11 protein-coding genes are annotated in these 12,141 nt (G+C 65.7%); all 11 read left to right on the forward strand.

Annotation, left to right across the window (positions count from 1 at the left end):
* Positions 1 to 116: 116 nt before the first annotated feature.
* The 11 genes from leuC to ASD28_RS28685 all read left to right on the forward strand — a co-directional run bounded on the left by leuC (position 117) and on the right by ASD28_RS28685 (position 12,072).
* Complete coding sequence (leuC, locus tag ASD28_RS28640; protein WP_056136700.1) at positions 117 to 1,517, forward strand: 3-isopropylmalate dehydratase large subunit; 1,401 nt, start codon at positions 117 to 119, stop codon at positions 1,515 to 1,517.
* Between the two features lie 66 nt (positions 1,518 to 1,583).
* Positions 1,584 to 1,706 carry an entericidin A/B family lipoprotein gene (locus ASD28_RS31545; RefSeq protein ID WP_082577193.1) on the forward strand — a complete coding sequence of 41 codons (123 nt, stop codon included), beginning with the start codon at positions 1,584 to 1,586 and terminating at the stop codon, positions 1,704 to 1,706.
* Between the two features lie 2 nt (positions 1,707 to 1,708).
* Complete coding sequence (gene leuD, locus ASD28_RS28645) at positions 1,709 to 2,356, forward strand: 3-isopropylmalate dehydratase small subunit (protein ID WP_056136701.1); 648 nt, start codon at positions 1,709 to 1,711, stop codon at positions 2,354 to 2,356.
* Between the two features lie 13 nt (positions 2,357 to 2,369).
* Positions 2,370 to 3,440: a 3-isopropylmalate dehydrogenase gene (gene leuB / locus ASD28_RS28650; protein ID WP_056136703.1), complete on the forward strand. Its 1,071-nt coding sequence runs from the start codon at positions 2,370 to 2,372 to the stop codon at positions 3,438 to 3,440.
* Between the two features lie 49 nt (positions 3,441 to 3,489).
* Positions 3,490 to 4,611 (forward strand): aspartate-semialdehyde dehydrogenase, encoded by a 1,122-nt coding sequence (asd, locus tag ASD28_RS28655; RefSeq protein WP_082577194.1) that lies wholly within the window; start codon positions 3,490 to 3,492, stop codon positions 4,609 to 4,611.
* A gap of 243 nt (positions 4,612 to 4,854) precedes the next feature.
* The gene (locus ASD28_RS28660; protein WP_056136707.1) at positions 4,855 to 7,821 is read left to right on the forward strand and encodes a FimV/HubP family polar landmark protein; all 2,967 of its coding nucleotides are present in this window, start codon (positions 4,855 to 4,857) and stop codon (positions 7,819 to 7,821) included.
* An 11-nt stretch (positions 7,822 to 7,832) separates the two neighbouring features.
* On the forward strand, positions 7,833 to 8,654 hold the full coding sequence (truA, locus tag ASD28_RS28665) for a tRNA pseudouridine(38-40) synthase TruA (protein WP_056136709.1): 822 nt from the start codon (positions 7,833 to 7,835) through the stop codon (positions 8,652 to 8,654).
* Positions 8,655 to 8,824: 170 nt separating this feature from the next.
* Entirely contained in the window at positions 8,825 to 9,520 is a 696-nt protein-coding gene (locus tag ASD28_RS28670; RefSeq protein ID WP_056136711.1) for a phosphoribosylanthranilate isomerase, read from the forward strand.
* Entirely contained in the window at positions 9,501 to 10,745 is a 1,245-nt protein-coding gene (gene trpB / locus ASD28_RS28675) for a tryptophan synthase subunit beta (protein ID WP_056136713.1), read from the forward strand. The genes ASD28_RS28670 and trpB overlap by 20 nt, the downstream gene beginning before the upstream one ends.
* Positions 10,746 to 10,829: 84 nt before the next feature.
* The gene (trpA, locus tag ASD28_RS28680; protein WP_056136715.1) at positions 10,830 to 11,630 is read left to right on the forward strand and encodes a tryptophan synthase subunit alpha; all 801 of its coding nucleotides are present in this window, start codon (positions 10,830 to 10,832) and stop codon (positions 11,628 to 11,630) included.
* Positions 11,631 to 11,787: 157 nt separating this feature from the next.
* Positions 11,788 to 12,072, forward strand: a complete 285-nt coding sequence (locus tag ASD28_RS28685) for a hypothetical protein (RefSeq protein WP_056136717.1) — start codon at positions 11,788 to 11,790, stop codon at positions 12,070 to 12,072.
* The last annotated feature ends 69 nt before the right edge of the window (positions 12,073 to 12,141 follow it).

The following is a 12,141-nucleotide window of genomic DNA, read 5'->3' on the forward strand; positions in this document are numbered from 1 at the left end:
TATACGGATGAGTTCATTGGAATAATCGTGCTCGAAGGGCATTGCTTCCGCATTGCACAAATATGGCATAATCAAAGACCATGCCCGCATGTAGCGGTCGCTTTACTGGATTTAACATGTTAAAAACGCTCTACGACAAACTTTGGGATTCGCATGTCGTGCGTGCCGATGCGGATGGCACCACCGTGCTGTATATCGACCGTCACCTGGTCCACGAAGTCACCAGCCCGCAGGCGTTCGAAGGCCTGCGCGAAGCCGGCCGCCCGCTATGGCGCACTTCGGCCAATCTTGCCGTAGCCGACCACAACGTGCCGACCACCGACCGCTCGCACGGCATTCTAGATGCGACCTCTCGCCTGCAGGTCGAGACGCTGGACAATAACACCAAGTCCTTCGGCGTCACGTACTTCAACATGAACGACAAGCGCCAGGGCATCGTGCACGTGATCGGCCCGGAGCAGGGCGCGACCCTGCCGGGCATGACCGTCGTGTGCGGCGACTCGCACACGTCGACGCACGGCGCGTTCGGCGCGCTGGCCCACGGCATCGGCACGTCGGAAGTCGAGCACGTGATGGCCACGCAGACGCTGCTCGCGAAGAAATCCAAATCGATGCTGGTGCAGGTCGACGGCGAACTGCCGGCCGGCGTGACCGCCAAGGACATCGTGCTGGCCGTGATCGGCAAGATCGGCACCGCCGGCGGCACGGGCTATGCCATCGAATTCGGCGGCTCGACGATCCGCTCGCTGTCGATGGAAGGCCGCATGACCGTCTGCAATATGGCGATCGAAGCGGGCGCGCGCGCCGGCATGGTCGCCGTCGACGACACGACCATCGAGTACGTCAAGGGCCGCCCGTTCGCACCGGTGGGTCCGCAGTGGGAGCAGGCCGTCGCGTACTGGCGCACCCTGCACTCGGATCCGGGTGCGAGGTTTGACCTCGTCGTGCAGCTGAATGCCGCCGAGATCCGTCCGCAGGTGACCTGGGGCACCTCGCCCGAGCAGGTCACGACGATCGACGGCCGCGTGCCCGATCCGGACAAGGAAAAAGACCCCGTCAAGCGCGACGCGATGGAAAAGGCGCTCGTCTACATGGACCTGAAGCCGAACACCGCGATGGAAGACATCCGCATCGACAAGGTGTTCATCGGTTCCTGCACCAACTCGCGCATCGAGGACCTGCGCGCCGCCGCGGCCATCGTGCGCGGCCGCCAGCGCGCGTCGAACGTGAAGCTGGCGATGGTGGTGCCGGGCTCCGGCCTCGTGAAGGAGCAGGCGGAGCGCGAAGGTCTCGACCAGATCTTCAAGGCCGCCGGCTTCGAATGGCGCGAGCCGGGCTGCTCGATGTGCCTCGCGATGAACGCCGACCGCCTGGAACCGGGCGAGCGCTGCGCGTCGACGTCGAACCGCAACTTCGAAGGCCGCCAGGGCCAGGGTGGCCGCACGCACCTGGTGTCGCCGGCCATGGCCGCGGCGGCAGGTATCGCCGGTCATTTCGTCGATGTTCGTAAAATCTAAACCGACAATTCGGGGTCAGAGCACGGTTTTCCCGGGTGTGCTCTGACCCCGACTGACTAAGCTCATATGAAGAAAATCATTGCTCTCGCACTCATCGCAATCGCCGCAGCCGGCTGCAACACCATTTCGGGCGTCGGGAAGGACGTGCAGAAAGTTGGCCAAGTGATCACGGGCGCTGGTGGTAAATAATCATGGATAAATTCACCGTACACGAAGGACTGGTGGTCCCGCTGGACCGGGCCAACGTCGACACCGACGCCATCATTCCGAAGCAGTTCCTCAAGTCGATCCGCCGCACCGGCTTCGGCCCCAACCTGTTCGACGAGTGGCGCTATCTCGACCACGGCGAACCGGGCATGGACAACAGCAAGCGTCCAGTCAATCCGGACTTCGTGCTGAACCAGCCGCGCTACGCCGGCGCGTCGATCCTGCTGACCCGCAAGAACTTCGGCTGCGGCTCCTCGCGCGAGCACGCGCCGTGGGCCCTGCAGCAGTATGGCTTCCGCGCCGTCATCGCGCCGAGCTTCGCCGACATCTTCTTCAACAACTGCTTCAAGGGCGGCATGCTGCCGATCGTCCTCACCGAGGCGCAGGTCGACCAGCTGATGAATGAAGTGAAGGCGTTCCCGGGCTACAAGCTCGTCGTCGACCTCGAGAAGCAGACCGTGGGCACGCCGGACGGCCACCTCGCGTTCGAATTCGCCATCGACGACTTCCGCAAGTACTGCCTGCTGAACGGCCTGGACGACATCGGCCTCACGCTGCGCCACGCCGACGACATCCGCGCCTACGAAGAACGCCACCTGCGCGCGCAGCCGTGGCTCGCCAACACCATCTGAACGAGAACAAGAAATGAAGATTGCCATCCTGCCGGGCGACGGCATCGGTCCCGAAATCACCGCGCAAGCCGTCAAGGTGCTGAACGCGCTGGGCGAGTCCTTCGAACTGGAAAGCGCGGACGTCGGCGGCGCCGGCTATGCCGCGCACGGCCACCCGCTGCCGCAAGGCACGCTGGCGCTGGCGAAGGCCGCGGACGCCGTGCTGTTCGGCGCCGTCGGCGACTACAAGTACGATGCGCTGGAGCGCGCGCTGCGTCCGGAACAGGCCATCCTGGGCCTGCGCAAGGAGCTGGGTCTGTTCGCCAACCTGCGTCCCGCGATCCTGTATCCGGAACTGGCCGGCGCCTCCACGCTGAAGCCGGAAGTCGTGTCGGGCCTGGACATCCTGATCATCCGCGAACTGACGGGCGACATCTACTTCGGCAAGCCGCGCGGCGTGCGCGAGTGCCCGGACGGTCCGTTCGCGGGCCAGCGCGAAGGCTTCGACACGATGCGCTATGCGGAAGGCGAGATCCGCCGCATCGCCCACGTCGCGTTCCAGGCCGCGCGCAAGCGCGACCGCCGCGTGACGAGCGTCGACAAGGCCAACGTGCTGGAGACCTTCCAGTTCTGGCGCGACATCGTCACCGACGTGCACAAGGAATACCAGGACGTCGAGCTCGAACACATGTACGTCGATAACGCCGCGATGCAGCTCGTGCGCGCGCCGAAGAAGTTCGACGTGATCGTCACCGGCAACATGTTCGGCGACATCCTGTCCGATGCGGCCGCGATGCTGACCGGTTCGATCGGCATGCTGCCGTCGGCATCGCTGGATGCGAACAACAAGGGCCTGTACGAGCCGTCGCACGGTTCGGCGCCGGACATCGCGGGCAAGGGCGTCGCGAATCCGCTGGCGACGATCCTGTCCGCCGCGATGATGCTGCGCTTCTCGCTGGGCAAGGCGGAACAGGCCGACCGCATCGAGAACGCCGTCAAGAAGGTGCTGGCCCAAGGCCTGCGCACGCCGGACATCTACGAAGAAGGCACGACGAAGGTCGGCACGGAACAGATGGGCGACGCCGTCCTCAAGGCATTGGGTTGACCAGGAATACGCCCGGCTTGGGCGGAACAATTTTAAAAGAGGGATCAAAATGAAACTAGTAGGTCTGGTTGGTTGGCGCGGCATGGTCGGTTCGGTCCTCATGCAGCGCATGCAGGACGAGGGCGATTTCGCCCACATCGAGCCGGTGTTCTTCACCACGTCGAATCCGGGTGGCATTGCCCCGAAAATGGCGAAGAACGAAACCAAGCTGAAAAGCGCAACCGACATCGCCGAACTGTCGAAATGCGAGATCATCATCTCGTGCCAGGGCGGCGACTACACGACCGAAGTGTTCCCGAAGCTGCGCGCCGCCGGCTGGAACGGCTACTGGATCGACGCCGCGTCGACCCTGCGCATGAGCGACGACGCCGTCATCGTGCTCGACCCGGTCAACCTGAACGTCATCAAGGACGCGATGGTGAACGGCGTGAAGAACTTCATCGGCGGTAACTGCACCGTGTCGTGCATGCTGATGGGTCTTGGCGGCCTGTTCAAGAACGATCTGGTCGACTGGATGACGTCGATGACGTACCAGGCCGCATCGGGCGGCGGCGCGCAGCACATGCGCGAGCTGCTGACCCAGTTCGGCACCATCAACTCGGCCGTCAAGAACCTGCTGGACGACCCGGCATCGGCGATCCTGGAAATCGACCGCGGCGTGTTGGCCACCCAGCACGGCCTGTCGGCCGAAGAAACGAAGCAGTTTGGCGTGCCGCTGGCCGGCAACCTGATCCCCTGGATCGACAAGGACCTGGGCAACGGCCAGTCGAAGGAAGAGTGGAAGGGCGGCGCCGAGACCAACAAGATCCTGGGCCGTCACAACGGCTCCAATGTGATCCCGGTCGACGGCCTGTGCGTCCGCATCGGCGCGATGCGCTGCCACTCGCAGGCGCTGACGATCAAGCTGAAGAAGGACGTGCCGCTGGACGAGATCAACGACATCATCGCGAACGACAACCAGTGGGTGAAGTTCGTGCCGAACACGCGCGAAGCGTCGGTGCGCGACCTGACCCCGGCCGCCGTCACGGGCAGCCTGACGATCCCGGTCGGGCGCGTGCGCAAGATGTCGATGGGCCCGGAATACATCTCCGCGTTCACCGTCGGCGACCAGCTGCTGTGGGGCGCCGCCGAGCCGCTGCGCCGCATGCTGCGCATCGTGCTGGACAAGTGATGCGTTTCACCTGCGGGTGAAGGAAGGGCGGCTCGCGGGGCGCCCCAGAGGGCGGCCCCCAGCCGCCCTCTGTCATTCTGGATCTGGTGGCGAATTGACACCGGATCATCCAAAAAACATCATAAGTCTGAATAGACCGTCTACATACGTCAGACTCCTTGAATGTTTCTCCCTGCGGAACTTGCATGCCACAGTGCATGATGATATGTTCCTGAGACCTCCGGCCACGTCGCTCTCGAACCTATGCATGTCACTCCCCGCCTCCCGATGAAGTCGTCCGCACTGAAAAAGCTCACTGCGGCGGTCGCAAGTGCGCTGGTCCTGACGTCGGCGGCCCACGCGGCCGGCCTCGGCAAGCTCACGGTGTTGTCCGCACTCGGCCAGCCCTTGCGCGCCGAAATCGAACTGACGGCGGTGTCCGGCGATGAGGCGTCCGGCCTCACCGCGAAGCTGGCGTCGCCGGAAGCGTTCAAGGCAGCCAACATCGATTTCAATCCGGCGCTGCTGTCGCTGCGCTTCAACGTCGAGCAGCGCGGCGGACGCCAATTCATCCGCGTCAGCTCCACGCAGCCGCTGAACGAGCCGTTCGTCGACATGCTGCTCGAACTGTCGTGGAATAACGGCCGCCTCGTACGCGAATACACGTTCCTGCTCGATCCGGCCGAGCTGCGCGCGACGCAGTCGGCGCAGGTCGCGGCGAGCGAATCCGCGCGTCCGCGCACGGAAGCGGCGCCCGCGCCGGCGCAACCTTCGACCGCGCCGGCTGCCGAGCGTCCGCGCCGTGCCGCCCGTGCCGAGACCCCGGAGGCGCCCAGGCCGGCGGCCGAGACGGCAGCGTCGTCACGCTACCGCGTCAAGCCGGGCGACAGCCTGGGCCGCATCGCCACCCAGCTGAAACCCGTCGACGTGTCGCTCGACATGATGCTCGTGGCGCTGTACCGCGCCAATCCGGATGCCTTCATCGGCAACAACATGAACCGCCTGAAATCGGGGCGCATCCTGACCGTGCCGGCGGGCGATGCCGTGCGCGCTACGGACGATACCGAGGCACACGGCGTCGTCGTCGCCCACGCGGCCGACTTCAACGCCTACCGCAACAAGCTGGCGGGCCAGGTCGGCGCCTCCGAACCCGTCAAGACCCCGCAGGCGGGGCAGAGCGCGGCCGGCAAGATCACGGCCAAGGTCGAGGAACGCCCGACCGCCGCGAACGAATCGCAGGACCAGCTCCGCCTGTCGAAAGCCGCCCCGAGCACCCCGGCCGGCAAGGGCACGACGATGAGCGCCGAGGACCGCATCGCCAAGGAGAAGGAACTGGCCGACGCGCAGACGCGCGTGCGCGAGCTCGAACGCAACGTGAACGACCTCGAGAAGATCGCCACCATCAAGAGCAAGGCCGGCGCCGAGGCGGAAAAGAACGCTGCCGCGCCTGCCGCCACGACGCCGCCGGCACAGCACGCACAAGCGCCGGCACCGCAAAAGCTGCCGACCATCAAGCCGGCCGCGAAGCCCGCCGGCGCACCGCCGGAACCGGGCCTGATGGACTTCATCATGCAGAACCTGCCGCTGGTCGGCGGCGGCGCGGCCGCGCTGCTGCTCGGCGGCCTGCTCGTCGCCCAGCGCCGCAAGAAGAAGGTCGTCAAGGTGGTGCCGGAACCGGCTATCCTCGGCGTGCCGAGCGAACCCGCGCACTCGATGTTCGCGGAGACGGGCGGCCAGAGCGTCGACACGAACAACAGCGTCTTCAATTCCAGCTTCGCGCCGTCCGCCAGCCAGCTCGACACGAACGAGGTGGATCCGGTGGCGGAAGCCGACGTCTACATCGCCTATGGCCGCGATGCCCAGGCCGAGGAAATCCTCAAGGAAGCCCTGCGCACGCATCCGGAACGCTATCCGGTGCGCTTGAAGCTGCTCGAGATCTATGCCGCGCGAAAGGACCAGCGCGCGTTCGAGACGCAGGCCGCGGAACTCTACAGCATGACGCGCGGGCAGGGCGACGAGTGGGCGCAGGCCGCCGCGCTGGGCCTCACCATCGATCCGCTCAACCCGCTGTACCAGCACACCGCCGCACCAAGCGGTCCGGTGGCGAGCACCGAGGAACTGGGCCAGCAGGCCCTGCTGTCTAAGGAGCTGGACGACGTGTTCAGCGCGCCCGACCCGCAGGCCACGCCGACGGCGGCGCTGGCGGGCGAGCCGCTGGACTTCAGCCAGCATTTCGCCGACGCGATGGCGACCGCGCAGCCGGCCCCGGCGCCCGTCACCAATGCGCCGTCGACCGAACCCGCGCCGATGGAAGACGATCACGTGCTTGACTTCGACCTGGGCGGCCTCGCGTTCGAACCGCTCGAGCCGGCGCCCGCGCCGCAAGCGGCCGCGCAACCAGCCGCCGACCTGGGCGGCGTGCACGATCTCGACTTCGACATGAGCGCGTTCGAGAAGCCGGCCGAGCCGCCGGCGGCCGAGCCGGCTGTCGCACTCGACAAGGCCGAACACGACCCGCTCGACTTCTCGTTCGACATGGACTTCGCCGCCCCGCCCGCGAACCCGGTGCCGCAACTGGAAGTGCACACGGACGATGATTTGCTGGCGCCGGCCGCGGCTGCGGCCGCAAGCACCGCTGCCGCCGCCGACATCGAGATGGCCAACCTGGCCCGCGAATTCGACCTGCCCGACCTGCCGACGGAACTGCAGGCCAATCTGCCGCCCGAGCCGGAACAACCGGCGCGCGATCCGCTGTTCGACCTCGACGCGATGGACTTCGGCCTGGACGAGACGCCGCGTGCAGAAGGTTCGGTTGCAAATTCGGCGGCCTCGATCCCGACGGCCGCGCTGGACGAGCACCTGTTCGACATCCCGGCCACGCCGGCACCGGCCGACGCGCCGTTCGCCGAGCATGACCGCATCGTGCTGGAACCGGCCACGCCGCAGTTCGACGTCGGCGGCTTCGACCTCGACCTGCCGGCCGACGGTTCGCTGCCGCTGCCGGAAGTGCAGTCGCTGTCCGAGCCGCAGTTTGCCGCGCCGGCCGAACCGGCGGAGCCGGCCGCGTTGTCCGCCTCGCACATGGAGATGGAGACGAAGCTGGACCTGGCCATCGCTTACCAGGAGATCGGCGACAAGGAAGGGGCGCGCGAGCTGCTCGAAGAAGTCATCCGCGGCGGCAATCCCGAGCAGGCGGCACGTGCCAACTCGATGCGCGCGGCACTGGTGTAAGGCAGGACGATTTGACACGTATCGCATTGGGTGTCCAGTATGTGGGCACCGCCTGGAACGGGTATCAGAAACAACCATCGCGCGACACGGTCCAGGACCAGCTGGAGATCGCGCTCGAGAAATTTGCCTGCACGCGGCTCGCGACGACGTGCGCCGGCCGCACCGACGCCGGCGTCCACGCCATCGAGCAGGTCGTCCATTTCGACACGGACCTCGACCGCGCCCCGCAATCATGGGTGCGCGGTACGAACGCGTTCCTGCCCGAGTCGATCGTCGTGCGCTGGGCCCACGTCGTCGCACCGGACGCCGAAGGGCAGGACTTCCACGCGCGCTTCTCGGCCCGCTCGCGTACCTATCACTACGTGCTGTACAACCACGCCAATCCGTCGGCGCTGCTGGCCGGACGCGCCGGCTGGGTGTTCCGCCCGCTCGACGTCGAGCGCATGCGGGAAGCCGCCGCGCACCTGATCGGCACGCACGATTTTTCCAGTTTCCGCGCATCCGGCTGCCAGGCGAATTCGCCGATCAAGCAGATGCATGAGGTGAACATCGAACGGATGGGCGACATCATCGTGTTCACGGTGCACGCGTCCGCGTTCCTGCATCACATGGTGCGCAACATCGTCGGCTCGCTGATCTACGTGGGGACCGGACGCAACGAGCCTGGCTGGATGGCCGAGGTGCTGGACGCGCGCTCGCGCGACGCCGCGGCGCCCACCTTCATGCCGGATGGGCTTTACCTTGCTACAATCGACTACGATCCGAAGTGGGGGCTGCCGCAGGAGAGGGGTCAGGAGAGGGGTCAGAGCCCGGTGTTTCCTTTAGGGCTCTGACCCCGGTGGTGAGTGGTAGCGCCCGTTATAACCCCTATTTGGCTGAGCAACGGCCGGCGACTCCGGGGTCGGCGACTCCGGGGTCAGAGCCCCTTAAAAAGCAACACCGGGCTCTGACCCCTCGATAACCGCTCGATAACCGCTCGATAACCGCTCGATAACCCCTCGATATGCCCCGTACCCGAATCAAAATCTGCGGCATCACCCGCGAACAAGACCTGCACGCTGCCGTCGACGCCGGCGCCGACGCCCTCGGCTTCGTGTTCTACGCCAAGAGCCCCCGTTACGTCACCGCGGAGCGCTACGCCGAGCTGGCCCGTGAACTGCCGCCATACGTGAACGCCGTCGCGCTGTTCGTCAACGCGACCGTGGACGAGGTCCGTGCCGTCGTCGCGGCGGGGCCGGTGTCGCTGCTGCAATTCCACGGCGACGAAACACCGGAGGCATGCGCGCAACTGGCGCAGGCCGTGCAACGCCCGTTCACGCGGGCATTCCGGGTAAAACCTGACACGACCGCCGCCGATTTGCTAGAATCGGAAGCTCAATACCGCGCCGCTTCTCCCTGGTTCTCGGGTTTGCTGCTCGACACGTACGTGGATGCCTACGGCGGCGCAGGAAAGGTTTTCGATTGGTCTCTTATTCCAAAAGAGCTCGCGCCTCGGGTCGTTTTGAGTGGTGGCTTGAGCGTACACAACGTGACTGGCGCGGTGGCGCAAGTACGCCCCTTCGCGGTCGACATCAGTAGCGGTGTCGAGGCGGCGAAGGGGATCAAGGATGCCCGCAAGATTGCCGCGTTCATCGACGCGGTGCGGGCAGGCGATGCCACCCATTTGAGCCAGGAACACCATGAAAGCGAATCAAGTTAACGGCGCCCAGGCGCTGTTCAAGACCTCCGACTATCAACTGCCGGACACCACCGGCCACTTCGGCCCGTACGGCGGCTCGTTCGTCGCCGAGACGCTGAGCCACGCGCTGGCCGAGCTGAACGACGCGTACGCGCGCTACAGCCAGGATCCCGAATTCCTCGAAGAATTCCGCTACGAGCTGGCGCACTTCGTCGGCCGGCCGTCGCCCGTCTACCACGCCAAGCGCTGGTCGGAACAGGGGTGCGGTGCGCAGATCTTCTTCAAGCGCGAAGACCTGAACCACACGGGCGCCCACAAGATCAACAACGTGATCGGCCAGGCGCTGCTCGCGAAACGCATGGGCAAGCCGCGCATCATCGCCGAGACGGGCGCCGGCCAGCACGGCGTCGCGACGGCCACGATCTGCGCCCGCTTCGGCCTCGAATGCGTCATCTATATGGGGAGCGAGGACGTCAAGCGCCAGGCGCAGAACGTCTACCGCATGAAACTGCTGGGTGCGACCGTCGTGCCGGTGGAGTCGGGCTCCAAGACCTTGAAGGACGCGCTCAACGAAGCGATGCGCGACTGGGTCACGAACATCGAGAACACGTTCTACATCATCGGCACCGTGGCCGGTCCGCACCCGTATCCGATGATGGTGCGCGACTTCCAGTCCGTGATCGGCGAGGAATGCCGCGTGCAGATGCCGCAGATGACGGGCCGCCAGCCGGACTACGTCGTCGCCTGCATCGGCGGCGGCTCGAACGCGATGGGCATCTTTTATCCGTACATCGACGAGCCGGGCGTGAAGCTCGTGGGCGTCGAGGCGGCGGGAGAGGGCCTCGACTCGGGCAAGCACGCGGCGTCGCTGACGGCCGGCTTCCCGGGCGTCCTGCACGGCAACCGCACCTATCTGCTGCAGGACGAGCACGGCCAGATCATCGAGACGCATTCGGTGTCGGCGGGCCTGGATTATCCGGGCGTCGGACCGGAACACGCGTGGCTGAAGGACAGCCAGCGTGCGGAATACGTGTCGATCACGGACGACGAGGCGCTGGCCGCCTTCCACGACTGCTGCCGCATCGAGGGCATCATCCCCGCGCTGGAATCGTCGCACGCGATCGCCTACGCCGCCAAGCTGGCGCCCACCCTGCCCAAGGACCAGATCATCCTGGTCAACCTGTCGGGCCGCGGCGACAAGGACATGCACACCGTGGCGCAACGGGCGGGACTCAACTTCGGCTGAGCCCCAATCATCGGGCACCTCGAAAAACCGTCAGGTTTTTCGACGTGCCCCATCGTTTGCAACCACAGAATAAGGAATAACAGCATGTCCCGTATCGCACAAACTTTCGACGCCCTCAAGGAACAGGGCAAGACCGGCCTCGTCACCTTCATCACCGCCGGCGACCCGGCCCCGGAACTGACCGTCCCGCTGCTGCATGCCCTCGTGGAAGGCGGCGCCGACGTCCTTGAACTGGGTGTCCCGTTCTCCGACCCGATGGCGGAAGGCCCCGTCATCCAGCGCGCCTGTGAGCGGGCGCTCACTTTCGGCGTCAGCATGACTGACGTGTTCGGCTACGTCGCCGAGTTTCGAAAAACGAACCAGCACACGCCGGTCGTGCTGATGGGCTACGCGAACCCGATCGAGCGCATGGGCCAGAGCGAATTCGTCCGCCGCGCGAAGGCGGCCGGTGCCGACGGCGCCATCGTCGTCGACTACCCGCCGGAGGAATGCGAAGCGTTCGCGGCCGAGATGAAGGCCAACGACCTCGACGTGATCTTCCTGCTCGCGCCGACGTCGACCACGGAACGCGTGAAGCAGGTGGCGCGCCACGGCAGCGGCTTCAGCTACTACGTGTCGCTGAAGGGCGTGACGGGTGCCGGCGGCATCGACACGGCCGACGTGGCCAAGCGCGTGGCCGCGATCCGCGAGCACGTCAAGCTGCCGATCGGCGTGGGCTTCGGCATCCGCGACGCGCAGACGGCGAAATCGGTGGCCAGCGTCGCCGACGCGGTCGTCATCGGCAGCCGCATCATCCAGGAACTGGAAAACACGCCGAAAGAGCAGGGGCCCGCGGCCGTGCGCGCCTTCGTCGCCGGGATCCGGGAAGCGCTGGACGCCCGCTGAGCTGCGCCAAATCAAACCGGGGTCAGAGCCCGATTTTGGGAAATTGCTCAAAATCGGGCTCTGACCCCGAAGTTTTTTGATGCGGCCGATTTTCTTGGTGGAAACGTAGGCATACAGTGGCAGGGCAGTTCCCCTTCACTCAACCCCGGCATCCATCATGAAAAAACAAATCGTGCAGGTTTCCGTCGTGCAGTCGGCCAAGGTCATGGCCGCTGTCTATCTCATCACCGCCATCCCCGTCGTCGTACTGGCCGGGTTGTTCATGTCATCGTTCATGCCTGCAGGCGCCGGCATCGCCATGCTGATCATGATGCCGGTGGCCTACGCGGTAGGCGCCTTCATCGGCGCTGCCTTCGGTGCGTGGATTTACAATCTGGTCGCAGCCCGCATCGGCGGCTTCGAATTCACGACGGCGGAGGTCGGCGAGGCTGCCGTGCGCTGACGCCGGGATCGTGCACGACATTACCGGGGCCAAGCGCCCCGGTTCTCATGTCTGCTAGCGCAACTTTGC

Source organism: Massilia sp. Root133 (genome assembly GCF_001426525.1).
GTDB classification, from domain to species: Bacteria; Pseudomonadota; Gammaproteobacteria; order Burkholderiales; family Burkholderiaceae_D; genus Telluria; species Telluria orientalis.